Source organism: Streptomyces mabaensis (assembly GCF_053763515.1).
Window position 1 is genome coordinate 1 of record NZ_JBSOPZ010000005.1, and the last position, 25,816, is coordinate 25,816.

A 25,816-nucleotide genomic window follows, 5' to 3' on the forward strand; every position below is an offset into this window, starting at 1 on the left:
GCGAGAGACCGAAGTGGCCTGACGTCTGGGGACGTTCGTCTGTACACAACTGGGGAGCTAAGGCCGTACGCCGACACGCGATGCCCAGGTTCTGGGCGTCGTGCGGCTTGTTGATCGATACGGCCTTGCCTTCCCATTCGATGGCGCCTTCATCGATGGGGTGCACGCCGGCGATCGTCTTGACCAGCGTGGACTTTCCGGCGCCGTTGTCGCCGACGAGGGCGACCACCTCGCCGCCGTGGACCTCAAGCTCTACGTCGGTGAGCGCCTGAACGGCACCGAATCGCTTGGAGACCCCGCGCAACGCCAGCACGGGCGTAGCGGACACGTGAACCATCTCCTTCGCCGCCTGACCGGCGGGGATGCTCGCGCCGGGGGAGGGCGCGGTGGTTGAGCAGAAGCGAATGATCGTGGGAGAAGCATTTCTGTCCGGTGCCGGCCCCGATAGCGGGGACTGGAGGGGGGCCGGGCACCGGGCAGGGCTTCAGGTGGTGCGGTGGATCCCGAGGAGCCTGTGGGCTACTTCAGACCGAGCGCGTCGCAGGCGGCCTTGTACTTCGGGGTGCAGATCTCGGCGACCGTGTAGACGCCGTCCTTGATGACGGTGTCCTTGATGTTGTCCTTGGTCAGCGAGACGACCGGGACGAGCACCGAGGGGACGCCCTTGTTGGTGGGGCTGTCCACCTTCTCCTTGGCGATGGAGTCGAGCTTCTCGCCCTTGGCGAGCGCGACGGCCATCTCGGCGGCGGCCGCGGCCTCCGGCGCGTACGGCTTGTAGACGCTCGCGAACTGCTCACCCGCGACGATCCGCTGCACACCGGCCAGCTCGGCGTCCTGGCCGGTGACCGGCGGGAGCTTGGCGAAGCCGGCTGCCTTCAGGGCGGTGATGATGCCGCCCGCCATGCCGTCGTTGGCGGAGTAGACGCCGATGATCTTGTCCTTGCCCAGGGCCGTGATCGCCGCCTCCATGTTGGCGTTGGCGTTCTCCGGCTTCCACTCCTTGGTGTCGAACTCCCTGCCGATGTTCACCTTGCCGTCGAGCTCGGCGTGCGCGCCCTTCTTGAAGAGGGCGGCGTTCGGGTCGGTGATCGCACCGTTCATCATCACGATCTGGCCGCTCTTGGCCTTGTCGCCCAGGGCCTCCAGGAGCGCCTTGCCCTGGACGTGGCCGACCTCCTCGTTGTCGAACGAGGTGTAGCCGTCGATCGGGCCCTCGGCGAGACGGTCGAACGCGACGACCGGGATGCCCGCGTCCTTGGCCTTCTTCACAGCGCCGGCGATGGCCTTGGAGTCGACCGCGTCCACGATCAGGGCGTCGACCTTGTTGGTGATCATCGTGTCGACCTGCTGCGTCTGCAGGGTCGCGTCCTGCTTGGCATTGGCGTAGACGACCTTGCCCTTGCCGTTCGTCAGCTCGCTGATCTTCTCCTCGATGAGCGGCTTGTCGAACTTCTCGTATCGGGCGGTCTGGTTCTCCGGAAGGAGGAGACCGATCGTGATCGCGTCGCCCTTGCCTGCGCCGGTCGCCGTGCCGTTCTCGCCGGACTCCTTGGCACTGCCACAGGCAGCGAGCGAGACAGCCATTGCGGTGGCGGCCACGCCCACGGCGGCACGACGCATCTGCGTGTTCATACAGAAACCTCCCTGACGAGGCCGCGACGGTGCGGCCGAGGTGGCTGGAAGTCAACTCGGCCCCAACGCCAGCGTCAAGGAGTAAATCCTTAACGAGATGACAACGGTGCCATTCGTTATCTAAGTGAAGGCAGGCGTCCCGGCGGGAACCGAGCTGTCCAGAAGGGTAGAATCGCCCATTTCGCTCAGCACGAGGGCCAACGCGCCCAGCACTTCGGCTCGTCCGCCGAGCGCCCCGGGCAGAACGGACAGCTGACGGGCCGCGCTGGGAATCGCGTACCGGGAGACCGAATCCCGTATCGGTCCGAGGACCAATTCTCCCGCTTCCGCCAGATTTCCGCCCAGCACCACCCGACTGGGGTTGAGCAGGTTGCAGAGGTTGGCGACACCACTGCCGATGTGGCGTCCGACGTCGCCGATCACCCGGCGGCAGCCGGGGTCGCCCTCACGGGCCAGCTGCACCACGCGTTCCATGGTCAGCTCGGCGCCATGGCTCGGCCGCAGCAGTGGCAGCACGTACCGGGCGGCGGTGAACGTCTCCAGGCAGCCGCGGTTGCCGCAGCGGCACACCGGGCCCGACTCGTCGAGCGTGATGTGCCCGATCTCCCCCGCCGTACCGCCCGGCCCGCGGTAGATCTGGCCGCTGATCACCAGGCCGGCGCCGACACCGCTGGCGACCTTGATGTACGCGAGGTCCTTCACCCCGCGCCCGCTGCCCCAGACCAGCTCGCCCAGCGCGCCCAGGTTGGCGTCGTTGTCGACGTACACCGGGACGCCGAGGCGGCCCGAGAGCTCGTCGCCCGGCTGGATGCCGGTCCAGCCCGGCAGGATCGAGGTGGAGCCGAGCGTGCCCGACTCGACGTCGATGGGTCCCGGTACCCCGAGACCGACGCCGATCACCTTGTCCTGGCTCACCCCGACCGTGCTGATCAGGTGCTTGACCAGCTGTTCCGCCCGGTCGAAGCCCTGCGCGGACGAGGCGTCCACGTCCAGCGGCTCGGACTCCTCCGCGAGCACCTGGTGGGCCAGGTTCCCGACCGCCACCCGCAGGTGGGTGTGGCCGAAATCGACTCCGATGACGATGCCCGCGTCGCCGCTGAGCGAGACGCTGCGGGCCCGGCGGCCACCCGCCGAGGTCGGCGTGACCTCGACGGTCCCGCCGTCCTTGAGTTCGCGGACGATATTGGAGACCGTGGCCGCCGAAAGTCCCGTGCTGCGGGCGATCTCCGCCTGGGTGAGCGAACCGGCCATACGCACCGCGCGTACAACCCGTTCGAGGTTGGCCCGGTGCAGAGAAGACTGCGACCCCGGAGTCTCCACGACTCATCCACTCCTGCCCTTGGCGGGCGGCACGACCACCGCCCCCGGCCGGGGGCGCCCCTATGAGCCCCCGGCGTATCTGTCCAACTTGTGAACTCTAAGCTGACCTTTTCGCCTTACCTCCCGTCAAGACCTTGAGCGGACGGGAAACGTCGGCAAAGACGGGATCCGCCCGCCGGCCAGTGGCCGGCGGGCGGATCCCGTCGTGTGCGATATCGGTGCGATGTCGTGTGCGATTCCGGTGGCGCGCCTACTTCAGCGCCCCCGCCGTCAGACCGGCGACCACCTGGCGCTGGAAGACGATGTACGCCGCGAGGACCGGCAGCATGGCCATGACCAGACCGGCGAAGAGGCCGGACCAGTCGCCCTTGTATCCCTGGCTGACCGCGAGCTCGACCAGGCCCTGGGAGAGCACCTTCTTCTCCGGGTCGGTGTTGAGCACCGTCGGCAGCATGTACTGGTTCCACTGCCCCAGGAAGTTGAAGATCGCGACGCTGATCAGCCCCGGCTTGGCCATCGGCAGCATGACCTGGAAGAAGGTCCGGGTGTGCGAGGCCCCGTCGATCAGTGCCGCCTCCGCCACCGAGGTCGGCAGCGTACGGAAGAACGCCGTCAGGAAGAAGACAGTGAACGGCAGCGAGTAGGCGATGTAGACCAGGATCAGGCCGTGCAGCGTGTTGAGCAGGTCGACGTTGTTCAGTACGAAGAACAGCGGCACCAGCGCCAGCATGATCGGGAAGCTCATGCCGCCGATGAAGAGGAAGTAGATGAAGCGGTTCCCGGGGAACTCGAACCGGGCCAGGACGTACGCCGCCATCGAGCCGAACAGCAGCGTGCCGGCGAGCGAACCGCCCACCACGATGACCGTGTTGAGGAAGTAGTCGCTCATATGGGCCTGGGTCCAGGCCCGCGACCAGTTCTCGAAGTGCAGGGTGTCCGGCAGAGACCACGGTGAGGTGAAGATGTCCACGTCGGTCTTGAAGGACGTCATCACCGCCCAGAGCAGCGGCAGCACCACCATGATCGCCCAGATGACGAGCACGCCGTGCGAGAAGACGTTGAGGACCGTGCCCTCACTGCTCTTCGCCTTGCCGGCCGGCGCGGCGGGCGTCTTCCTCACGGGCGGCCGGTCCTCGGCGACGCCGGCGGGACCGGCGGGACCCGCGGGAGGGGTGTCGGTGGTCTTCATCAGAACTCCAGCCGCTCGCGCCGGCCGAGCCGCATCACGACGGCCGCGAAGGCCAGGGTGACGACGAGCAGGGCGACGCCGATCGTGGTCGCGTATGCCGCCTGGCCGTCACGGAACGCCGTTTGGTAGACGTACAGCGTGAGGACCGTGGTGGAGTAGTCGGGTCCGCCGGGGCCGACGGTCATGATCTGGACGACCGCGAACGATTCCGCGCCCAGCGCCAGGATGCCCATGTACACCCAGCCCGACTGCACGGTGTCCCAGAGCAGCGGCAGGGTGATCTTGAAAAAGGTGGTGAAGCGGCTCGCGCCGTCCAGCAGCGCCGCCTCGTAGAAGTCCTTGGGGATGGAGGCCATGCCCGCGGAGAAGAGCACGACGAAGAAGCCGACCGTGCTCCAGACCAGGACCGCCATCACACACCACAGTGCGAGGTCGGGGTCGCCCAGCCAGCCCGGCTGGAAGCTGTCGAGGCCGACCGCCCGCAGCGCCCCGTTGATCGCGCCCTCGTTCGGGTTGTACGCGAACTGGAACAGCAGGGCGACGATCGCGATCGAGAGCACCTGCGGGAAGAAGTACGCGATCTTGTAGAAGGACGACCCGCGCACGCCGGCGATGGCGGCGCCCTTCCGACGCCGCCCGCCGACGTTGAGCATGAAGGCGAAGAACAGCGCGAGGCCGAGCGTCACCAGCGGCAGCAGCAGCGCGAACCACAGGCTGTGCTGCAACGACTTCCAGAAGATGTCGTCGTCCAGCATCCTGCTGTAGTTGTCGAAGCCGACCATCGTGAAGTCCGGGCTCAGGCCGGTCCAGTCCGTGAACGAGTAGTAGATGGACTGGATGAACGGCCAGATGACGAAGACCGCGTACAAGGCCAGTGGGACGGCCAGGAATCCCACGATGAACCGGTACTTGCCGTGTTGCATGGTTACCGACCCCGATCTTCCGACGGGCGCTGCCGCCGCTGGTGACGCCTGCTCACTGGTGCTTGTAGTGCTTGATGGACTGGTCCCTGGCAGCCGCGTCGGCGAAGCCCTGGATCTTCTTGATGGTCTCGGCCGGGGTCGCGCGGCCGGCCATCATCTCGCCGAGGCCGGCGACGCCGATCTGCTCCTTCTGCAGCTTCACGTACCAGTCCTGCAGACGCGGGTTCACCACGTTGTCGCCGGCCTTCTTCAGCGCGTCGACACCGGACTGCATGGCTGTCGAGAGCTGGAGGCCGTCGGTTCCGCCGTTGAACGCGGTCAGCGACCTGACCTGCTGGGTGAAGCTCTTCGACGAGGCCTCGCTGAGCATGATGCGCAGCTGCTCCATGCCGCCCTCGGCGTTCTTCGCCTTGGCCGGGACGATGAACGGCTCACCGCCGGACGCCCAGATCGTGCCGAACGGCAGCTTGTCGGACTTGTCCAGACCTGTCGGCGCGGCCACCATCATCTTGAAGTCGGCCGGCGTCGTCTTCGCCGCCTCGTTCTCCACCCATGAGCCGTTCGGGATGAAGAGCGCCTTGCCCTGGGTCCAGGCCGTCTGCGACTGGATGTGGTCGATACCGGGCGTGCCCTTGAGGATGTAGCCCTTCTTGTAGAGCTCGTAGTACGCCTCGAAGGCGGCCTTGACGGCCGGGTGCCCCCAGGCCTTCGGCTCCAGGTTGTCGATCGCGTCGAGGACCTCGCGGCCGCCGATCTTGGCGATGAACGGGTACAGCGAGAACGGCAGGTAGTACGGGTGCTTGCCCGCGTACGTCCAGCCGGCGATGCCCTTCTTCTTCGCCTTCTCGCACACCGCGAGCATCTCGTCCCAGGTCTCCGGGTACGTGGCGTCGAGCTTCTCCAGGGCGGTCTGCGAGTACCAGACGCCGTACACGGTGTAGGCGTAGTACAGGATCCAGACCGGGTCGCCGTCGAACTGGCCCATCTCGACGATGCCGGGGCGCAGGGTGTCGCGCACCTTCTTGGCCGGGTCGTCGATGGACGGGGCGTCCAGCAGCGGGGTCAGGTCGGTGAGCTGCTTCTTGCCGACCAGGACGCCCATGTCCATCTGCTGGGCACCGGAGTTGTCGATCAGGTCCGGCGGGGTGCCGCCGTTGAAGCGGGGCTGCAGCTCCGACTGGATCTTCTGGGTGGCCCGGTGCTTGACCTTGGGCGCCTTCGGGAAGGCCGCCTCATACTTCTTCTCGGCGTCCAGGGCGTACTGCTGGCCGAAGCCGCCGTCGAAGATGACGACCTCGAGCTGCGCCGTCTCGTTGACACCGAGCGGGTTCTTGGCGCTCTTCTTGCCCTTCTCCACCTTTCCCTCGGCGCCACTGTCGCTGCTGGCGCACGCGGAAAGGAAGCTCATCGTCGGCACGGTGATCAGGCCGAGCGCGGCAGAACGCTTGATCAGATCGCGACGGCCAAGGCCCTCACTGTGGTGCGCGGAGGTGGATCCCATGCTCAAGTCCTCGCCTTCTCCAGGACTCAGGCGGTGTACCGGTCACCCGTACTTCGCCTCTGGCGAAGGGGCCCCGCCACCGCGGTCAGTTGAAGCTGGGTCGTGCAGACGCCGACAGGTATAGTCCACTTCGCGCCAAGGGGGCAAGATCGAAAACACGTTTGCGCGGCAGTCTTTCCCGAGTTGAGACCTGACGGATGACTGCGCCGGCCACGAGTCTGCGGTGCGGGCACATACCGCCACTCGGGCATGGTCTCGGGCATTACTCCCCAACACCCTTGACATCACCCGGCACTTGGCTCCCTACTGGTCCCTGCGCCTCAGCCTGACAACGTTGTCCAGGGGAAGGACCAGACTCGGGATGCAGACCCCACCCCGGCACAGACAAGGCCCCACGGCCGCCGCCCTCGTGGCCGCCGCATTCGCTCTGGTCGTGACGGCGCAGGGAGCCGCCGTCGCCCAGCCCTCGCCGCCCTCCCAGCCCGCCCGTGCCGACAGGGAGTTCAGCTCCTCCTTCGAAGCGGGCGAAGCGCAGCCCAACTGGCGCAATACGGTGGAAACATCGCCTGATGGGTCAAAGCGGGCAGCGGGAATCGACGGCGGCTTCAGCAGCGGCATACCGGGCAACGTCACCGACAAGGTCACCGAGGTGCGGGCCAGCGCCGAGAACGAGGGCGGCGGCGAGGTCAAGGAGAACCTCGTCGACCTGTCGTCCAGCACCAAGTGGCTGGCCTTCGAGACCACCGCCTGGCTGGAGTTCGACCTGGACGAACCGGTCAAGGTCGTGACCTACGCACTGACCTCCGCGAACGACTTCGCGCCGCGCGACCCCAGGGACTGGACCCTCAAGGGCTCCGCCGACGGCAAGGACTGGAAGACCCTGGACACGCGGGATGGGCAGGTCTTCGAGAACCGCTTCCAGACCAGGTCGTACGACGTCGCGGACGCCGCCGACGCCACGGCGTACCGGCACTACCGCCTGGAGATCACCCGTAACAACGGCGCCACCGGCATCACCCAGCTCGCGGACGTCCAGTTCTCCAACGGCGATACGAGCGTGCCGGTCCCGCAGGACATGCGCAGTCAGCCCGACCGCGGTCCCAGCGGCTCCCCCACCGCCAAGGCCAACGCCGGCTTCACCGGAAAGCGGGCGCTGCGCTACGCCGGTACGCACAGGCCGGAGGGCCGCGCGTACTCGTACAACAAGGTCTTCGACGTCAACACGGCCGTCACGCGTGACACCGCGCTGTCGTACCGGGTCTTCCCCGCCATGGCGGAGACCGACCTCAGCTATCCCGCCACGCACGTGTCCGTCGACCTCGCCTTCACCGACGGCACCTATCTGAGTGACCTCAAGGCCCTCGACCACCACGGCGCCCGGCTCAGCCCGCAGGGCCAGGGCGCCTCCAAGACGCTGTACGTGAACCAGTGGAACCACAAGGAATCGCGGATCGGCTCGGTCGCCGCCGGCAAGACGGTCGACCGGATCCTGGTCGCGTACGACTCCCCCGCCGGCCCGGCGAAGTTCCAGGGCTGGATCGACGACGTGAGCATCGCCCCGAAGGCCCCGGAGAAGCGCCTGGCGCACCTTTCGGACTACGCGCTGACCAACCGCGGCACCCATTCCAGCGGCGGCTTCTCCCGAGGCAACAACTTCCCGGCCACGGCCGTCCCGCACGGCTTCAACTTCTGGACGCCGGTGACCAACGCCGCCTCCACCAGCTGGCTGTACGACTACGCCCGCGCCAACAACGCCGACAACCTCCCCACCCTCCAGGCCTTCAGCGCCAGCCATGAGCCGAGCCCCTGGATGGGCGACCGGCAGACCTTCCAGCTGATGCCGTCGGCGGTGGCCGGCACCCCGGACGCCGGCCGCAAGGCCCGCGCGCTCCCCTTCCGGCACACGAGGGAGACGGCGAAGCCGCACTACTACGGGGTGACGTTCGAGAACGGCCTGAAGGCCGAGATGACACCGGCCGACCACGCGGCCATGATGCGGTTCACCTATCCCGGTGACGACGCGAGCGTCGTCTTCGACAACGTCTCGAACGACGGCGGCCTCACCCTCGATCCGGAGAACTCCGCCGTCACCGGCTTCTCCGACGTCAAGAGCGGCCTGTCCACCGGCGCCACCCGGCTCTTCGTGTACGGCGTCTTCGACGCGCCGGTCACCGCGAGCGGCAAGCTGAGCGGGGGCGGCGGCGACGACGTCACCGGCTATCTGCGCTTCGCGCCCGGCAAGGACCGTCAGGTCAGCCTGCGCCTCGCCACCTCACTCATCAGCGTCGAGCAGGCGAAGAAGAACCTCGCCGACGAGATCCCGGCCGGCACCCGCTTCGAGCGCGTCCGGGACCGCGCTCAGGACGCCTGGGACGACATTCTCGGCCGCGTCGAGGTCGAGGGCGCGAGCCGCGACCAGCTGACCACCCTCTACTCCAGCCTCTACCGGCTGTACCTGTATCCCAACTCCGGCTTCGAGAACACCGGTACGAAGGCGAAGCCCACGTACCGGTACGCGAGCCCCTTCTCCCCGCAGACCGGCCCGGACACCCCGACCCGTACCGGCGCGAAGATCGTCGACGGCAAGGTGTACGTCAACAACGGCTTCTGGGACACCTACCGCACGACCTGGCCCGCGTACTCCTTCCTGACCCCGAAGAAGGCGGGCGAGCTGGTCGACGGCTTCGTCCAGCAGTACAAGGACGGCGGCTGGATCTCCCGCTGGTCCTCTCCCGGCTACGCCGACCTGATGACCGGCACCAGCTCGGACATCGCCTTCGCCGACGCGTATGTCAAGGGCGTGGACTTCGACGCCGAGGCGGCGTACGAGGCGGCCCTGAAGAACGCGACCGTGGTCCCGCCCGGTCCGGGCGTCGGCCGCAAGGGCATGGACACCTCCCCCTTCCTCGGGTACGCCTCCACCAAGACCCATGAGGGACTGTCCTGGTCCCTGGAGGGCTACCTCAACGACTACGGGCTCGCGAGGATGGGTCAGGCCCTCTACGCGAAGACAAAGAAGGACCGGTACAAGGAGGAGTCGGCGTACTTCCTCAACCGCGCCCGCAACTACGTCAAGCTCTTCGACGGGCAGGCCGGCTTCTTCCAGGGCAGGGACCTGAAGGGCGACTGGCGCGTCCCCTCGGAGACGTACGACCCGCGCATCTGGGGCTACGACTACACCGAGACCAACGGCTGGGGCTACGCGTTCACCGCGCCGCAGGACTCCCGCGGTCTGGCCAACCTCTACGGCGGCCGTTCCGGTCTCGGCAAGAAGCTGGACACGTACTTCGCCACCCCGGAAACGGCCTCGCCCGAGTTCGTGGGCTCGTACGGCAGCGTGATCCACGAGATGACCGAGGCGCGTGATGTGCGGATGGGCATGTACGGGCACAGCAACCAGGTCGCCCACCACGCCACGTACATGTACAACGCGGCCTCGAAACCCTGGAAGACGCAGGAGAAGGTCCGGGAGGTGCTGTCCCGTCTGTACACCGGCAGCGAGATCGGCCAGGGCTACCACGGCGACGAGGACAACGGCGAGCAGTCCGCCTGGTACCTGTTCAGTGCCCTCGGCTTCTATCCGCTGGTGATGGGCAGCGGTGAGTACGCGGTCGGCTCCCCTCTCTTCACCAAGGCCACCGTGCATCTGGACAACGGCCGGAAGCTGGTGGTGCGGGCGCCGGAGAACAGCGCGCGGAACATCTATGTGCAGTCCCTGAAGGTCAACGGCAAACCGTGGAAGTCCACCGCGCTCCCGCACGACCTGCTGGCCCGCGGCGGCACGCTGGACTTCGCGATGGGCTCCCGGCCCTCGTCGTGGGGCACGGGGACGAACGCGGCCCCGGTCTCGATCACCCAGGACGACAAGGTGCCGGCACCGGCGGGTGACGTCCTCACCGGGACCGGCCCGCTGTACGACAACTCGTCGGCGACGGACGCGCCGTTCGAGGCGGCGGACCTCCCGGTACGGTCCGCTACGCGGGCGTTCCAGTACACCCTCACCTCGTCGGACCGGGCGAAGGCCCCGAAGGGGTGGGTACTGCAAGGCTCGAACGACGGCGAGAAGTGGGCGGATCTGGACAAGCGCTCGGGTGAGTCCTTCGCCTGGGACAAGCAGACCCGGGCCTTCGCGGTCGCGCGTCCCGGCACGTACGAGAAGTACCGGCTGGTACCGAACGGATCCGCGACCCTGGCCGAGGTCGAACTCCTGGCGTAGCCCTGGAGTGTCACCGCCGTCAAGAACGGCACTCTCTGACCCCGCAGCCGGGACTGCGGGGCCGCAGCGGGGGTCCGGTCAGGCGGTGCTCAACGCGCACTGACCGCGGTCGGCCTTCATCGGTCCGGCGGCGGTCGGCCGGACGTCGAAGTCGAACATGGCGGTGGGCACGTACAGCGAGCAGCAGGCGTTGGGGATGTCGACGATGCCGCTGATGCGTCCCTCTATGGGGGAAGAACCGAGCAGCAGGTAGGCCTGCTCTCCGCTGTAGCCGAACTTCTTGAAGTACTCGACGGCGTTGAGGCAGGCGCGGCGGTAGGCCAGTGTCGCGTCCAGGTAGAAGTTCGTGTCCGTGTCGTGGTCGACGGAGATCCCGATGAAGGTGAGGAACTCCGTGTACCTCGGCTCGACGTTGCCCGGAATGAACACGGGATTGGTGGAGATGCCATACGTCTCCATGCCGCCCTTGATCAGGTCGACGTGGAAGTCGATGAAGCCGCCCATCTCGATGGCGCCGCAGAAAGTGATCTCTCCGTCGCCCTGGCTGAAGTGCAGGTCGCCTCCGGAGAGCTTGGCGTCCTTGACGTGTACGGGGTAGAAGACCCTCGAACCCCGGGTAAAGTTCTTGATGTCGTGGTTGCCTCCGTTCTCGCGGGCAGGCACCGTGCGTGCGCCTTCTTCGCCGATGCGCCGCGCGAGGTCTCCGGTGGCCGTGCCGGCGAGCGCGTTGGTGCCGTCCGGCGGTACGGCCAGCGGCGGGACCCGGTTCGGGTCGGTGTCGATCAGCGCCTGCTCGCGGGTGTTCCAGCGGGCGAGCATCTCGGCGGACGGGGCGGTTCCGAACAGCCCGGGGTGGGTGATTCCGGTGAAGCTGATCCCGGGAAGGTGACGGGAGACCGCCCGCTGTCCGTGGAAGTCCCAGATCGCCTTGTAGGCGTCCGGGAAATAGTCGGTCAGGAAGCCGCCGCCGTTGGCCTTGGCGAAGATGCCGGTGTAACCCCAGCCCTGGCCCGCCGCATCCCCGGTCTGCTGCGGCACGGGGCCGAGGTCGAGGATGTCGACGACGAGAAGGTCGCCGGGTTCGGCGCCCTCCACGCCTATCGGGCCGCTGAGCATGTGAGGAATGGTCAGGTCGATGTCGCGTACGTCGTTGGCGGAGTCGTTGTTGCCGACCTGGCAGTCGGTCCAGTCGCGGCACTCCACGCGGAACTCCGCTCCTGGCCGCACCATGGCGACGGTGGGGACGTCCGGGTGCCACCGGTTGTGTCCGGGAACAGTCTGGTCACGCATCGACTTACTGTGGTCCACGCTGAAGAGAATTTCGGGCATGACAGCTCCTCATTTCTGATCCGGTCACGTTGGTGCGCCCGCGCTCCCGGCTGCCGGTGGGGCTGAGGCCGCCTGGGACGATTTCCTGGTACGCGGCCACAGCGCCCCGAACACCACCACGCCGAAGGCCGCCAGTGCGATGGCGATCTCGGAGGGGTGCTTCCAGTAGCCGGAGAGCAGCAGCCCCGCGGGAATCACGCCGGTGACCCAGCCTTGGATCGCCGTGACCCAGCCCGTATAGGTGGTGAGGCTGTCCATCTTGAGACCGAGCAGCAGGAAGAACAGGAGCCACAGGAATGCCCAGTAGAGCCAGATGACCCCGAAGGGGTAGTCCTTGAAGAGCCGGAAATTGACGAACGAGTATCCCAGGGCTGCAATTGCCACAAACAGCGAATAATAGCCGACGCCGGTACTGTCGAGACCGGCGAGAAGGCCGATACCTACGTACAGGTAGGTGAAACCGAACAAGTAGATGCCGGATGCCGCCAGGATCTTCATGGGGTCACCATCGGCAGTGAAGATGAGGTAGGTCGGCGTCAGCACCTGAAGTGCGCCTATAAACAGGTTGAACACCGCTCCCGACCGGGCATCGACCTTGCCGAGAAGCAGCAACCCATTGAGGAAGAGCACCGCACCGACGAAGAGCAGTCCCACGTTTCCCACGGGGACGCACCTCCTAAGTCCGCGTGGGGGCGGAATGCCGTCGTGCCCGCGTTACGCGATTCCGCATTCCGCGCACCACGACGAGAACGACGTCCGTGTTCCGACATCGAAACCCGCCTGAGACGTTCCGCTTTGCCGACCACCTCCCTCAAGGACGCGGCAACCGCGAGAGCGCGGGGTGCGGGTGCCGCGGCACCCTGCCGCGTGGCGGCACTTCGGAGACGACTGCCGGGGCCTCACGGGCCTGCTCCTCCCGGTCATGGAGGCCGGCGAGCGCGTTCGAGGTCAGCGTGAGGCCGGGTGAGGAGTACACACGTCTCGCAGCGCCTGCGCAAACAGGACAACGATTGACTTTGGGCGCTGTCCCGATCGCCAACTTCACGTCGAAAGGCCCGCAGCGGCTGCACAGGTATTCATAGGTTGCCACAGCAGCCTCCGGATGCCGGTGGACGCTGGTGTCAATCCGAACGTCTGCGGCGCACCCTCATGAGCGCACGCCACATCGCGTTTCTCTCCTCACTTTCAAGGAGACGTCTCGGGAATCCACGTGTCAAGTCCCGTACGACTGGACCGCCCCCTCACCAGCCGCCGTGGGGACGGCTGAACCTGCTCGCACCCCCTCGTCCGCGTCCGCATGCTCGACTAAAATTAAATGCAAGATCGTCAATCAGTTTGATGGCCGGCAGCGCCCGGCTCTCGCGAACCCGAATCCAGTGGCTCGCGTCTCGACGGAAGGCCCGCCCGGTATACCGGAGCGGCTGCCCCATCGGTGGAGGACGGCCATGGCAAAGATTCTTTCGGTGCTCTATCCGGATCCTGTGGGCGGCTACCCTCCCGCCTACGCCCGCGACGAGATTCCCACCATCACCGGCTACCCGGGGGGACAGACCGCGCCGACCCCGGAAGCCGTCGACTTCACCCCGGGGGAGCTGCTCGGCAGCGTCTCGGGGGAACTCGGGCTGCGCCGGTTCCTGGAGGACCGGGGTCACACCTATGTCGTCACCAGCGACAAGGAGGAGCCGAACTCCACCCTGGACCGTGAGCTGCCCGACGCCGACGTGGTGATCTCGCAGCCCTTCTGGCCCGCCTATCTGACGGCCGAGAGGATCGCCGGGGCTCCCCACCTCAAGCTGGCGATCACGGCGGGAATCGGATCGGACCATGTCGACCTGCCGAGCGCCATCTCCCACGGCATCACGGTGGCCGAGGTGACCTTCAGCAACAGCATCAGCGTGTCGGAGCACACCGTCATGCAGATCCTCACCCTGGTGCACAACTACATGCCCGCTCACGACTGGGTGACCGCCAAGCAGGGCTGGAACATCGCCGACAGCGTCTCGCGCGCCTACGACCTGGAGGGCATGCACGTCGGCATCCTCGGCTCCGGCCGGATCGGCCAGGCCGTGCTGCGCCGCCTCAAGCCCTTCGACGTCACCCTGCACTACTGCGACCCGCACCGGCTGCCGTCGGAGGTCGAGGAGGAGCTGGGGGTGACGTATCACCCCGACGCCCGCTCTCTGGCCTCCTCGGTCGATGTGCTGTCGGTCCATGCTCCCCTGCATCCGCAGACGCGGAACCTGTTCGATGACGAACTCATCGGGGTCATGAAGCGTGGTTCGTACATCGTCAACACCGCACGCGCGCTCATCATGAACCGGGACGCCGTGGTGCGGGCCCTGAACAGCGGCCAACTGGCCGGTTACGCAGGTGACGTCTGGTATCCGCAGCCACCACCGCCCGACCACCCCTGGCGCACCATGCCGTACGAGGCGATGACGCCGCATGTGTCCGGGTCGACCCTCTCCGCGCAGGCCCGCTATGCGGCCGGCGTCCGGGAGATCCTGGAGTGCTGGCTCGACGGACGCCCCATCCGCCCGGAGTACCTGATCGTCGACAGTGGCGGGCTGGCCGGGACGGGAGCGCGCTCCTATACGGTCGCTTGATAATGGGTGACGGATAACAGCCCACGAACAAGAAATCACTGGAAGATCCACCACGGAGTGGGCAATGGATCCCGTTCAGGTATCGCCATGCCTGCTGTGAGGTGACTCACTCCGAATTCACTGGACTGGTGCGACCGAGAGTCTTAGTGTCCGCAATTAGATTGATTTTTCCGTATGCGGAGGCACCGGCGCCGCGCGAATCTCTCGCAAGAAAACCAAGGCGAACGCCGGGAAGGTGGATCAGTGAGTATGGACGCCGTGTGGGTCCGGGGCGTGACCGGCATTCAGATGCACCACGTGACCGACCTCCAGGACGCCGGCAGGTTTCTGGGCAACGCAGCGATGGCACTGCGGGCCGCGCATGTGCGGACCGGTGCCGACCGGTACTCCGGCATCGCCGCTGAGCTCAAGGCTCTGGTGGAGCGAGTGCGGGAGCTGGAGGAGGAGGCGCGGTCGAACATGCACGAACTGCACTCCACCGACCCGGAGCGGTTTGTCCGCTGCCGGGACGGCCACGAGCCGTGGCCCGGTGAGATCCCGGCAGGATTCATCCCGCGTCACACCTGCAAGGACGAGTGCCTCTACCACGATCGCGGAGTCCTCAACGCGATCATGCAGTGCACCTGCGGCCGCCCCCCGTGCCAGGCGTGTGAAATCGGCGGGAAGCCGTGACGAGCCCCGGGGCTCCCTCAGCACGCACTGACGGCTGAGTCTTCCCCGGTCGAACGGAGAAGGGCCGCACCCCGCGATGATCGCGGGGTGCGGCCCTTCGGCCGTGCCGGTGCTGCCGGCTACTACGGCCTGTCCGGCCCTAGCCGCGGATGAGGTTCCGCAGCACGTACTGCATGATGCCGCCGTTGCGGTAGTAGTCCGCCTCACCCGGGGTGTCGATGCGGACGACCGCGTCGAACTCGACGCCCGTGTCCGTGGTCACCTTGACCGTGCGCGGGGTGGTGCCGTTGTTCAGTTCCGTCACGCCGGTGAAGGAGAAGGTCTCCTCGCCGGTCAGGCCGAGGGACTGCGCCGACGCGCCCTCCGGGAACTGGAGCGGCAGTACGCCCATGCCGATCAGGTTCGAGCGGTGGATGCGCTCGTACGACTCGGCGATGACGGCCTTCACGCCCAGCAGCGCGGTGCCCTTCGCGGCCCAGTCACGGGACGAGCCCGAGCCGTACTCCTTGCCTGCCAGGATGACCAGCGGGGTGCCGGCGGCCTGGTAGTTCTGCGAGGCGTCGTAGATGAAGGAGACCGGGCCACCCTCGACGGTGAAGTCGCGGGTGTAGCCGCCCTCGGTGCCCGGCGCGATCTGGTTGCGCAGGCGGATGTTGGCGAAGGTGCCGCGGATCATCACCTCGTGGTTGCCACGGCGGGAACCGTACGAGTTGAAGTCGCGACGCTCGACGCCGTGCTCCGTGAGGTACTTGCCGGCCGGCGTGTCGGCCTTGATCGCACCGGCCGGGGAGATGTGGTCGGTGGTGACCGAGTCGCCCAGCTTGGCCAGCACACGGGCGGCCGCGATGTCCTCGACCGGGGTCGTCTCCATCGTCATGCCCTCGAAGTACGGGGGCTTGCGCACGTAGGTGGACTGCGGGTCCCACTCGAAGGTGTTGCCGGTGGGGATCGGCAGCGCCTGCCACTGCGCGTCGCCCGCGAAGACGTCCTGGTAGGACTTGTTGAACATGTCCTCGCCGATCGCGGAGGCGACGACCTCGTTGACCTCGGCCTCGGACGGCCAGATGTCCCGCAGGTGGACGGGGTTGCCCTCGGTGTCCGTACCGAGCGCGTCGCGCGTGATGTCCACCTTCATCGATCCGGCGATGGCGTACGCGACGACCAGCGGCGGGGAGGCGAGGTAGTTCATCTTGACGTCGGGGTTGATCCGGCCCTCGAAGTTGCGGTTGCCGGAGAGCACCGAGGTCACGGCCAGGTCGTGGTCGTTGACGGCCTTGGAGACCTCTTCGTCCAGCGGGCCGGAGTTGCCGATGCAGGTGGTGCAGCCGTAACCGACGAGGTTGAAGCCCAGCTTGTCGAGGTACGGGGTCAGGTTCGCCTTGTCGAAGTAGTCGGTGACGACCTTCGAGCCGGGGGCCAGGGTGGTCTTGACCCACGGCTTGCGGGTCAGGCCCTTCTCGACCGCCTTCTTGGCCACCAGCGCGGCGGCGACCATGACGTACGGGTTCGAGGTGTTGGTGCAGGAGGTGATCGCGGCGACGGTGACGGCGCCGTGGTCGATCTCGTACGTCGAACCGTCGGCGGCGGTGACCAGGGTCGGCCGGGTCGGCACACCGTTGGTGGAGGCCGGGGCGTCAGAGGCGGGGAACGACTCCTTGCCCGCCTCGTCGTCGTCCTCGACGTAGTTGCGGACGTCGCTCTTGAACTGCTCGGCGGCGTTGGCCAGGACGATACGGTCCTGCGGACGCTTCGGGCCGGCGATGGAGGGGACGACCGTGGAGAGGTCGAGCTCCAGCTTCTCGGAGAAGTCGGGCTCGGCGGCCGGGTCGAGCCAGAGGCCCTGCTCCTTGGCGTACGCCTCGACGAGCGCGACCTGCTGCTCGCTGCGGCCGGTCAGCTTCAGGTAGTTGAGGGTCTCGCCGTCGATCGGGAAGATCGCGGCGGTGGAGCCGAACTCCGGCGACATGTTGCCGATGGTGGCGCGGTTGGCGAGGGAGGTCGCGGCGACGCCCTCACCATAGAACTCGACGAACTTGCCGACGACGCCGTGCTTGCGCAGCATCTCGGTGATCGTGAGCACCAGGTCGGTGGCGGTGGTGCCGGCCGGCAGCTCGCCGGTCAGCTTGAAGCCGACGACGCGCGGGATGAGCATCGAGACGGGCTGGCCGAGCATCGCGGCCTCGGCCTCGATACCGCCGACGCCCCAGCCGAGCACACCGAGGCCGTTGACCATGGTGGTGTGGGAGTCGGTGCCGACGAGGGTGTCGGGGTAGGCCTGGCCGTTACGGACCATGACCGTACGGGCCAGGTGCTCGATGTTGACCTGGTGGACGATGCCGGTGCCGGGCGGGACGACCTTGAACTCGTCGAAGGCGGTCTGGCCCCAGCGCAGGAACTGGTAGCGCTCCTTGTTGCGGCCGTACTCCAGCTCCACGTTCTGCGCGAACGACTCCGGGGTGCCGAACTTGTCGGCGATGACGGAGTGGTCGATGACCAGCTCGGCCGGGGCCAGCGGGTTGATCTTCGCCGGGTCGCCGCCGAGCTCCTTGACGGCCTCGCGCATGGTGGCGAGGTCGACGACACAGGGCACGCCGGTGAAGTCCTGCATGATCACGCGGGCCGGCGTGAACTGGATCTCCTGGCTCGGCTGCGCCTGGGAGTCCCAGCCGCCGAGCGCCCGGATGTGGTCGGCGGTGATGTTCGCGCCGTCCTCTGTGCGGAGCAGGTTCTCCAGCAGCACCTTCAGGCTGTAAGGGAGGCGGGCGGAGCCCTCGACCTTGTCCAGCTTGAAGATCTCGTACGACTCGTCGCCCACGCGCAGCGTGCTGCGGGCGTCGAAGCTGTTCGCCGACACGACAGTCTCCTTCATCAATGTGCGCGTACTAACCGTTCATCCTGCCGCCACGGCCCTTGCGCGATCCGCTAAGGTAAGGATCAGTTAGGTAACCCTTACTGGTGACGGCTGCGGTACGCCTTCGGCAGATATCTCGATGTCGAGATAACTCTAGTACATGACCGCGGATCGGTCATGCCCGCACGTCGCCCGGGGTGCCCAGCGGGACCCCTGCCCGCGGCCCGTGGCGCGTGGAGCGCAGGCACGCCCGGCCCCGAGGGGCGCGGCGAGGGGCAGGTGGGCTGACCGTCCGTCAGGCAGCAGTGGATTCAGAAATCACGGAACGCTTCCGAAGAGCGCGGGCCCACAGATCCCTGATATTTCCCGGAGTACAGTTCGATCGCCCCCAGCGGCACCCAGAAAGTCACCTGCCCGATTCGCATGCCCGGGTAGATCCGGACCGGCTGCACCGCATGGAACTGCAAGGTCCAATTATTGTGGGAGCCGATGTCGATCAGGTCGGCGGTGATGTTCACGAAGAGGCCGAGACGGCCCAGCGACGACTTTCCCCTGATGATCGGTACGTAGTGATCACTGCCCATCTTCTCCATGGTGGAGCCGAGGTATATCCTGTCCGGCTGTAGAACCATGCCGGATTCAGCTATGGGCTTGCGGTTGGTCGGCTCCTGGACCCTGACGCTCAATTCACGGTTGCGGTAGGTCAGCATTTCCGTACCGAGCCGAAAATCGTAACTGTTCGGATTTACCTGGTCAGGGCGGAAGGGGTCGATTTCGATCCGCCCCAGTCGGTGCTGCCTGACTATCTCCCTGCCGGTCAATATCACGTCGCTCTGGCCCTCCACGGGACGAAATCATCTGCCTCAGGCCAGACTCGGCGGCCAGAAAGGGGTGGGCAACGACGATCGCGCGTATCTGCCGGAGTAGAGGGTGACGGATCCGGCCGACCGCCAGAAGCTCACCTGCCCGAGCGGCATGCCCGAGAAGACCCGCAGCGGTTGCACCACTGCGAGCTCCAACGTCCAGCAGTGGATTGCGCCTTGATGACCGAGGTCGGCGGTCACCTGGACGAACAACCCCAGTCGGCCGAGCGACGACCGCCCGATCAGACTGGTCACACACGTGGTGCTGCCAATGGTTTCGGCCGTGGTTGAGAGATACAGTTTGCCCGGCTCCAGCAGATGGCCGTCCTCCCCGATAGTGGTGGATCGCCATACAGCCTCCCGCCTGGCATCCAGCACACCCTCCGCCATTTTGAGCTGTGCGCCGAGGGTGAAGTTATAGCTGTTGGGATTCATACGCCGCGGATCGAAAGGACGGATGGTTATTTCCGACCTTCCGATGGCGGCTGCGATCTGGTCTCCCGTCAAGATCACTTCATCACCGAATCCAGTAACGACGCCACGGCAAGAGAAAACTCTTCCATCGACCCGCTGTTGTCCATCCGGACCGCAACGTCCGTGTGTTTCAGGCCGATCTCCGTGACATGGCCGGCATTACCGAGCGAGATGTCTCCACGCGCTTTCCTTCGCTCCAGGGCGACACACTCGTCGACAGTGATCAACACGGTACTGAATCCGCTTTTCTGGAGATAGCCGACATCGGCCGGCCGAGCGTCCGAGCAGATCACCAACTGCTGGCAGGGACTCTCCTCATCGATTCTCTCCATTTCAAGACGGAAATGCTGTTCAAGAACTCTCGGATTGATCAGACGCATATGTGATCCAAGGAAATTGAGCAGCACGCCGTCCTGCTTCCGCTCTCCGTCCAGGGGCTTGCCCGCAATCTCGTAGACTGCCGATTGGGCGCGATACAGCGGATCCGCAAGCGTGATGGTGTGCATGACTGCCCCGTTTTCCACCGCCCATTTTCTCGCGAGCTCGACGAAGGTACTCTTCCCCGCTCCAGGCAGCCCGAGAAGGGCGATCCGCTGCATAGTCATCTCCTGCTCTCCGAGTCGATCACGGAGAGAACCGCCTCGACCGTCGTCCTCAACTCCGTGTCCGACGCACTGCCGACCACTGTTCCGGTGAACGGTGGGGCATCCATCCCGAGCAGCGACCACGGAATGTTCACCACCTCGTGATAGGCGTGCACGGAAATCGGTACGACTGGATAGTCGGTTGAATCCGCCACTCGCCGGTCATGCATCGTGCGGATCTCATGCATGATGTTGCCATTCAGTTGCGTCGAGCAGCGTTGCTGATAGGAGCGTGAAGCGACCACGATCGCCGCGTCTGTCTTCATGACGCCATCGATACTGTTGTGAGCCGTGGTCCCCCCGATGCCCTGGTCCGGCTCCATGATGACGAAATAGCGCCGCCGGAAGTGGTGCAGTTCCCTGACCACGCGGCGCACGTGGGCAAGGTCGTCAGTGCAGTACGAGACAAAGATCGCCGGCCCGTCGAAACCCTTCAGGTTCCGGGTGTCTGCTGGAATGCCCTCCCATTCGTTCTTTGCCTTGGCCAGCAGAACCGCCCGGAGCGTGCGATCGGTGAACGCCGTTCTCACAGCCCTCAGATCCTCACCCTTGCCGTACCGAGGAAAGAAGACCAGCACGTCACCGAGAATGGGCAGCATCGCGCGCGAGCTACTCGTGACTCCGAAGTACGGCCCGTTGCACTCCCCTATCCCGGCGAGTTCGACGCCTCCATCGGGAGTCGGCATGGCAAAACGGACTCCGCTGCTCGGGACAGATCCTGTGCCGAAGACCTCGAAGAACAGATCGTTGGGAACAGGAACCTTCGGCGGCGCCTCCGAGGCCATGTCCGCCTGCCCTGAATCCCGGAGCCAAAAATGCTGGTACGACTTCGAGGCCGTGGTGAACTCCGTCAGCGCGGTGGCCGGTCTCTTGCCCAGTCGGTTCTTCAGTGGATCCTGGCTGAGCTTCCTGATCTCCTCCTCCAGACGGACGTCGTCGAAGTCGAGGAAGGACTCGGTACTCATGTACTGCTGGGAGATCAACGGGAAATTCAGGCGCAACTCCTCTGATACGCGAACTCCTCGCAGAATGCTTTTCACGAGCATGACCCGGAACCGGTTCTGCGGCGCGAAGTACACCGTCGAGTAGAGATGCGCCCTGGTGGCGAGGAAGTTTCCGAAGGGGGCAGGATCAGAGCAGATCGGGCCCTCGTCGTCGTAGGTGATAATGGCGGAGATTACATCGTCCGAATTGCCGAGCATCCCGACCGTATGGTGAGCGTCCCGGTGCACGTAGTCAATCCGGTCCGCATCGATCTCTCCGTCCAGCATATGACGCACCGGCAAGAAGGCCGAGCTCAGCCCGGGATCCGTCCAGTAGTCCGCCGTCATCAGGAACGCGATGAAGTTGATGTTCAGTGGTTCGAGGAGCGTTTGGATCTCGGACCCGAACAGACAGGCCAGTGTGAAGACCGGCTTGGCGGGCCACAAGGAGACGTCACGGCCGATCTTCAAGCCGACCCACGACCGGAGATCGTCGTCAGGCGTGTAAAAACCTGTGGTGGCGCTTTGATAGGGAAGCTCGCCGACATCCTGCAGGAGAGCCGCGACCAGGAAGTGCTCGCTGAGCCACTCGCTGTCGACCGCCCCGTCCGTCTCGTACGCCTGCGCGTACTGGTCTTTCAGTTTCGCCAGAAATTCCGACTCCGGCTTTCCCACCTGGCGCAGCAGCTTACGCATGATGTGCATCGTGCCGATGGCATGGGCATACCGGTTGTGGTCGGCTCCCACGTAACTATGGGACGCGAATCCCAGCTGCTTGATCCTGCGCAGCCTCTGGACTGGCCGTGACTGGATGAGCCGGTCGATGATCGGAGAGTCGAAGCCGGCAGGCATGTCCGAGGTGTCGATCAGGCCGTGGACGGCGTCGCGCACAGGAGAAAGCGCATTTTTGACCATTTCTGGCCGAACAGAATCGGGGGCCATTCACATCTTCTTCCTCGGACGCACAGCGCTTCGACACCTCACGATCTGTCCCTCCCCGCTTCGACGTAAACGCGGCTTCCCCGCTCCCTCCTCGGCGCAGTGCCACGCCTGCTGCCCGCTGACGGTCGTTCAGCTCAGCCTCACGCAGCGACATCTCATATCTGAGATAACGTTCACCCCATGGCAGACGACTACCTCGTACGCATCGGCAAGCTCATCCGTGACGCCCGTCAGCATCGCGGCTGGACACAGAGTCAGCTCGCCGATGCGCTCGGCACCAGCCAGAGCGCGGTGAACCGCATCGAGCGCGGTAACCAGAACATCAGTCTTGAGATGATCGCCCGTATCGGCGAGGCTCTGGACAGCGAGATCGTGTCCCTGGGTTACGCCGGGCCGATGCACCTGCGCGTGGTCGGCCGGCGCCGGCTGTCCGGCGCCATCGACGTCAAGACCAGCAAGAACGCCTGTGTCGCACTGCTCTGCGCCTCGCTGCTCAACAAGGGCCGCACGGTACTGCGCCGGGTCGCCCGCATCGAGGAGGTCTACCGGCTCCTCGAGGTGCTGGGCTCCATCGGCGTACGCACCCGGTGGATCAACGACGGGACCGATCTGGAGATCGTCCCGCCGGCCGAGCTCGACATGGAGGCCATCGACGCGGACGCCGCGCGCCGGACGCGGAGCATCATCATGTTCCTCGGCCCCCTCCTGCACCGCCTGGACCAGTTCAAGCTCCCGTACGCGGGCGGCTGCGACCTCGGCACCCGCACCATCGAGCCGCACATGATCGCGCTGCGCCGCTTCGGCCTGGACATCACCGCGACCGAAGGGCTCTACCACGCCCAGGTGGAGAGCGCCGTCGTCCCGGACCGCCCCATCGTGCTGACCGAGCGCGGCGACACGGTGACCGAGAACGCGCTGCTGGCAGCCGCCCGCCACGACGGCGTCACCGTCATCCGCAACGCCTCCTCCAACTACATGGTCCAGGACCTCTGCTTCTTCCTGGGAGCCCTGGGGGTACGGGTCGACGGCGTCGGCAGCACCACACTCACCGTCCACGGCATCCCGAACATCGACGTGGACGTCGACTACTCCCCCTCCGAGGACCCGGTCGAGGCGATGAGCCTGCTGGCGGCGGCCGTCGTCACCGAGTCCGAACTCACCATCCGCCGCGTCCCGATCGAGTTCCTGGAGATCGAGCTCGCGGTCCTGGAGGAGATGGGACTCGACCACGACCGCTCCGCCGAGTACCCGGCCGACAACGGCCACACCCGGCTGGTCGACCTCACCGTCCGGCCCTCCAAGCTGGAGGCGCCGATCGACAAGATCCACCCCATGCCCTTCCCGGGCCTGAACATCGACAACGTGCCGTTCTTCGCGGCTATCGCGGCGGTCGCCCAGGGCAAGACCCTGATCCACGACTGGGTCTACGACAACCGCGCGATCTACCTCACCGACCTCAACCGCCTCGGCGGCCGCCTTCAGCTCCTCGACCCGCACCGGGTCCTGGTGGAAGGCCCGACCCGCTGGCGCGCGGCGGAGATGATGTGCCCGCCGGCCCTGCGCCCGGCGGTGGTCGTCCTGCTGGCGATGATGGCGGCGGAGGGCACGTCCGTGCTGCGCAACGTGTATGTCATCAACCGCGGTTACGAGGAACTGGCGGAACGCCTGAACTCGGTGGGCGCCCAGATCGAGATCTTCCGCGACATTTGACCGGCCTTCACGTGGACGCCGCCGCACCCCGTCTGCACAGCGGAGGGCAACGTCACGCGGACTGCCAGTCCGCCGGAGGGGTTCGCCTCGGCGGTTACAGCGCCCCGATGCGCCTGTGCGACCGAGCGTACGATCGCGAGTCCGAGACCGTGCCCCCGCTCGCTCTCTATCCTGGGCCGAGCCCGGTAGAAAGGCTCGAAGAGGCGGTCGACAACAGCGGGATCCACCTGCGGGCCGGTGTTCTGTACCAACAGGATCACGTCTGTGTCATGGCGGACCGCCACGTGGACCGAACCTCCGGGCACGTTGTGCCTGACCGCGTTGTCGAGCAGGTTCGCCACCAGCTGCCGCAGCAGGGTTGCACTGCCGAGGACCACACACCCGTCCTCGACGTCGACGTCCACCTCAACGGCCGCGTCTCCACGTTCCCGCGTCACATCGACCGTCAGCGCCCCCAGTTCGACCTTCTCGGGGTCGAACGCGGCATGGTCCGCCGCTGCCAGTTGCAACAGTTCCTTGACCACCGTGATGTTGCGCTCGTTCGTTTCCACCAGCATCGGCACCAGCTCCGTGAACTCCTCACCGCGGGGATCGGCCGCCGCGACCTGGAGGATCGCCCGGGTCGTGGCCAGCGGTGTGAGCAGTTCGTGCGAGGCGTTGGCAGCGAAGCGCTGATGCGCCGAGAAGGACTTCTCCAGGCGGGTCAGCGTCGTGTCGAAGGTGTCAGCGAGCTGCTTCAACTCGTCTTCGGGGCCTTTGGCGTTGATTCGGTAGGCCAGGTTGCCCTCGCCGGCCTTGGCCGCGGCGCGGCTGATGGTGTGCAGCGGCGCGAGCAGCCGTCTCGACAGCACCCAGCCTGCAGCCAGGCCGGCCACGAGAACCAGGAGGACCCCGCTGATGGATACGGTGAGCACGGTCGCCCAGACGTCTTCCTTGTCGCGGATCAGCCCTGACCCGTCGATCTTCGTGCCTTCCTGGATGGTTCTCGGCGCTTTACTGTCGGGCAGCTGCGGGACTGTTCCGGTGGCGCCGGCGGCAGGGGAAGGGACCGTCACCGGGGTGGTGAAGTCGTACGTCGGCACGTAGCGGATGCCGACGTAGATGATGGTGACCATCAGCGCCGAGCAGAGGGCGAGCGCTCCGCCGAAGCCGAGGAAAAGCCGCAGATGAATGCTGAGCGTACGAGGCCGCGTGCGGTCCCTGCCGCGTGGCCGCGTCCTCACTCGGACCCCAGGTAGTAGCCCGCGCCGATCGCGGTGTGCACCAGCTGGGGCTCGCCCAGTTTCCGGCGCAGGGTGTGGACGACCAGGCGCACGGCGTTGGTGAGCGGGTCGGTGTGCGCGTCCCACGCCTTGTCCAGGAGGTACTCGGCGCTGAGCACTCCGCCGTTGGCGCGCATCAGCAGTTCCAGGACGATCAGTTCCTTCGGGGTCAGCCGCACCTCGGTGCCGCCGCGCATCACCCGGCGGCGGTGGGTGTCGAAGGTGACGTCGGCGAAGCTGAGGACGGGTGGGTGGGCCATGGGGCTGCGCCGGTAAAGCGCCCGCAGTCGGGCCACCAGCTCGGGGAAGTCGAAGGGTTTGGGGAGGTAGTCGTCGGCGCCGAGACCCAGCCCTTCCACCTTGTCGCCAAGCCTGCCGGCGGCGGTCAGCATCAGGATCCGGCAGTCCAGGCCCAGGGCGATGATGCGGCGGCAGACCTCGTCGCCGTGTACACCCGGAAGGTCACGGTCGAGGATCACGGCGTCGTAGTCGTAGACCGTGAGCCGTTCGAGGGCGGTGGTGCCATCGTGGACGACGTCGACAGCAATCGCCTCCCGGCGCAGTCCGATCTCCAGGACCCGCGCCATGTACTGCTCGTCCTCGACCACCAGTATCCGCACGCCTGTCGGCCCCTTCCCGAGATCCGAGTTCTGAGAGTTTTATGAAATGCGGGCGGTTCCGGATCCTGTTCCGGTCCGT

20 protein-coding genes are annotated in these 25,816 nt (G+C 66.2%); 4 read left to right on the forward strand and 16 right to left on the reverse strand.

Features of this window, described 5'->3' with window-relative positions:
* The 6 genes from ACWV17_RS05760 to ngcE form a co-directional block, all read right to left on the reverse strand.
* A partial coding sequence (locus ACWV17_RS05760; protein ID WP_455358748.1) for an ATP-binding cassette domain-containing protein occupies nt 1-337 on the reverse strand: 337 nt, incomplete at its 3' end.
* 182 nt (nt 338-519) lie between these two features.
* Nucleotides 520-1,632 carry a substrate-binding domain-containing protein gene (locus tag ACWV17_RS05765; protein ID WP_455358749.1) on the reverse strand — a complete coding sequence of 371 codons (1,113 nt, stop codon included), beginning with the start codon at nt 1,630-1,632 and terminating at the stop codon, nt 520-522.
* Between the two features lie 120 nt (nt 1,633-1,752).
* Nucleotides 1,753-2,952: an ROK family transcriptional regulator gene (locus tag ACWV17_RS05770; RefSeq protein ID WP_455352012.1), complete on the reverse strand. Its 1,200-nt coding sequence runs from the start codon at nt 2,950-2,952 to the stop codon at nt 1,753-1,755.
* A gap of 250 nt (nt 2,953-3,202) precedes the next feature.
* Nucleotides 3,203-4,141, reverse strand: coding sequence for a carbohydrate ABC transporter permease (locus ACWV17_RS05775; RefSeq protein ID WP_455358750.1), 939 nt, complete (start codon nt 4,139-4,141; stop codon nt 3,203-3,205).
* Nucleotides 4,141-5,064 carry a carbohydrate ABC transporter permease gene (locus ACWV17_RS05780; RefSeq protein WP_455352010.1) on the reverse strand — a complete coding sequence of 308 codons (924 nt, stop codon included), beginning with the start codon at nt 5,062-5,064 and terminating at the stop codon, nt 4,141-4,143. The genes ACWV17_RS05775 and ACWV17_RS05780 overlap by 1 nt, the downstream gene beginning before the upstream one ends.
* A gap of 52 nt (nt 5,065-5,116) precedes the next feature.
* The gene (ngcE, locus tag ACWV17_RS05785) at nt 5,117-6,565 is read right to left on the reverse strand and encodes an N-acetylglucosamine/diacetylchitobiose ABC transporter substrate-binding protein (protein WP_455358751.1); all 1,449 of its coding nucleotides are present in this window, start codon (nt 6,563-6,565) and stop codon (nt 5,117-5,119) included.
* Between the two features lie 361 nt (nt 6,566-6,926).
* On the opposite strand from ngcE, the gene ACWV17_RS05790 reads away from it, so the two are divergent.
* Nucleotides 6,927-10,781 (forward strand): GH92 family glycosyl hydrolase, encoded by a 3,855-nt coding sequence (locus ACWV17_RS05790; RefSeq protein ID WP_455358752.1) that lies wholly within the window; start codon nt 6,927-6,929, stop codon nt 10,779-10,781.
* Nucleotides 10,782-10,859: 78 nt separating this feature from the next.
* Here ACWV17_RS05790 and fmdA read toward each other — a convergent pair whose 3' ends face one another.
* The 3 genes from fmdA to ACWV17_RS05805 all read right to left on the reverse strand — a co-directional run bounded on the left by fmdA (nt 10,860) and on the right by ACWV17_RS05805 (nt 13,200).
* Nucleotides 10,860-12,110, reverse strand: coding sequence for a formamidase (gene fmdA / locus ACWV17_RS05795; RefSeq protein ID WP_455352007.1), 1,251 nt, complete (start codon nt 12,108-12,110; stop codon nt 10,860-10,862).
* 24 nt (nt 12,111-12,134) lie between these two features.
* A complete protein-coding gene (locus tag ACWV17_RS05800) occupies nt 12,135-12,773 on the reverse strand; it encodes an AmiS/UreI family transporter (protein ID WP_455358753.1) in 639 nt (212 codons plus the stop codon).
* Nucleotides 12,774-12,921: 148 nt separating this feature from the next.
* Nucleotides 12,922-13,200, reverse strand: a complete 279-nt coding sequence (locus ACWV17_RS05805) for an FmdB family zinc ribbon protein (protein WP_455358754.1) — start codon at nt 13,198-13,200, stop codon at nt 12,922-12,924.
* A 355-nt stretch (nt 13,201-13,555) separates the two neighbouring features.
* Between ACWV17_RS05805 and ACWV17_RS05810 the strand changes: the two genes are divergently transcribed.
* Nucleotides 13,556-14,716, forward strand: coding sequence for an NAD-dependent formate dehydrogenase (locus tag ACWV17_RS05810; protein ID WP_455352004.1), 1,161 nt, complete (start codon nt 13,556-13,558; stop codon nt 14,714-14,716).
* 249 nt (nt 14,717-14,965) lie between these two features.
* The gene (locus ACWV17_RS05815; RefSeq protein WP_455352268.1) at nt 14,966-15,388 is read left to right on the forward strand and encodes a hypothetical protein; all 423 of its coding nucleotides are present in this window, start codon (nt 14,966-14,968) and stop codon (nt 15,386-15,388) included.
* 139 nt (nt 15,389-15,527) lie between these two features.
* Here ACWV17_RS05815 and acnA read toward each other — a convergent pair whose 3' ends face one another.
* The 5 genes from acnA to ACWV17_RS05840 form a co-directional block, all read right to left on the reverse strand.
* Nucleotides 15,528-18,242, reverse strand: coding sequence for an aconitate hydratase AcnA (acnA, locus tag ACWV17_RS05820; protein WP_455358755.1), 2,715 nt, complete (start codon nt 18,240-18,242; stop codon nt 15,528-15,530).
* Between the two features lie 308 nt (nt 18,243-18,550).
* A complete protein-coding gene (gene dcd / locus ACWV17_RS05825) occupies nt 18,551-19,066 on the reverse strand; it encodes a dCTP deaminase (protein WP_455358908.1) in 516 nt (171 codons plus the stop codon).
* A 36-nt stretch (nt 19,067-19,102) separates the two neighbouring features.
* On the reverse strand, nt 19,103-19,615 hold the full coding sequence (locus tag ACWV17_RS05830) for a dCTP deaminase (RefSeq protein WP_455358756.1): 513 nt from the start codon (nt 19,613-19,615) through the stop codon (nt 19,103-19,105).
* Nucleotides 19,612-20,175, reverse strand: a complete 564-nt coding sequence (locus tag ACWV17_RS05835) for a hypothetical protein (protein ID WP_455358757.1) — start codon at nt 20,173-20,175, stop codon at nt 19,612-19,614. Before ACWV17_RS05835 ends, ACWV17_RS05830 begins: the two co-directional genes overlap by 4 nt.
* A gap of 2 nt (nt 20,176-20,177) precedes the next feature.
* Nucleotides 20,178-22,145, reverse strand: coding sequence for a hypothetical protein (locus ACWV17_RS05840; protein WP_455358758.1), 1,968 nt, complete (start codon nt 22,143-22,145; stop codon nt 20,178-20,180).
* 180 nt (nt 22,146-22,325) lie between these two features.
* Here ACWV17_RS05840 and ACWV17_RS05845 point away from each other — a divergent pair, with 180 nt between their 5' ends.
* Nucleotides 22,326-23,855, forward strand: a complete 1,530-nt coding sequence (locus tag ACWV17_RS05845) for a helix-turn-helix domain-containing protein (RefSeq protein WP_455358759.1) — start codon at nt 22,326-22,328, stop codon at nt 23,853-23,855.
* On the opposite strand, the gene ACWV17_RS05850 is transcribed toward ACWV17_RS05845, so the two are convergent.
* The gene (locus ACWV17_RS05850) at nt 23,789-24,970 is read right to left on the reverse strand and encodes a sensor histidine kinase (RefSeq protein ID WP_455358760.1); all 1,182 of its coding nucleotides are present in this window, start codon (nt 24,968-24,970) and stop codon (nt 23,789-23,791) included. The genes ACWV17_RS05845 and ACWV17_RS05850 overlap by 67 nt on opposite strands.
* Before the next feature lie 104 nt (nt 24,971-25,074).
* Nucleotides 25,075-25,737 carry a response regulator transcription factor gene (locus ACWV17_RS05855; protein ID WP_455358761.1) on the reverse strand — a complete coding sequence of 221 codons (663 nt, stop codon included), beginning with the start codon at nt 25,735-25,737 and terminating at the stop codon, nt 25,075-25,077.
* Between the last annotated feature and the right edge of the window lie 79 nt (nt 25,738-25,816).

Coding starts and splice junctions, on each gene's coding strand:
- ACWV17_RS05765 (WP_455358749.1), bottom strand. CDS start 1,632: ATGAACACGCAGATGCGTCGTGCCGCCGTGGGCGTGGCCGCCACCGCA.
- ACWV17_RS05775 (WP_455358750.1), bottom strand. CDS start 4,141: ATGAAGACCACCGACACCCCTCCCGCGGGTCCCGCCGGTCCCGCCGGC.
- ACWV17_RS05780 (WP_455352010.1), bottom strand. CDS start 5,064: ATGCAACACGGCAAGTACCGGTTCATCGTGGGATTCCTGGCCGTCCCA.
- ngcE (WP_455358751.1), bottom strand. CDS start 6,565: ATGGGATCCACCTCCGCGCACCACAGTGAGGGCCTTGGCCGTCGCGAT.
- ACWV17_RS05790 (WP_455358752.1), top strand. CDS start 6,927: ATGCAGACCCCACCCCGGCACAGACAAGGCCCCACGGCCGCCGCCCTC.
- fmdA (WP_455352007.1), bottom strand. CDS start 12,110: ATGCCCGAAATTCTCTTCAGCGTGGACCACAGTAAGTCGATGCGTGAC.
- ACWV17_RS05810 (WP_455352004.1), top strand. CDS start 13,556: ATGGCAAAGATTCTTTCGGTGCTCTATCCGGATCCTGTGGGCGGCTAC.
- ACWV17_RS05815 (WP_455352268.1), top strand. CDS start 14,966: ATGGACGCCGTGTGGGTCCGGGGCGTGACCGGCATTCAGATGCACCAC.
- ACWV17_RS05835 (WP_455358757.1), bottom strand. CDS start 20,175: ATGCAGCGGATCGCCCTTCTCGGGCTGCCTGGAGCGGGGAAGAGTACC.
- ACWV17_RS05840 (WP_455358758.1), bottom strand. CDS start 22,145: ATGGCCCCCGATTCTGTTCGGCCAGAAATGGTCAAAAATGCGCTTTCT.
- ACWV17_RS05845 (WP_455358759.1), top strand. CDS start 22,326: ATGGCAGACGACTACCTCGTACGCATCGGCAAGCTCATCCGTGACGCC.
- ACWV17_RS05850 (WP_455358760.1), bottom strand. CDS start 24,970: ATGGTCACCATCATCTACGTCGGCATCCGCTACGTGCCGACGTACGAC.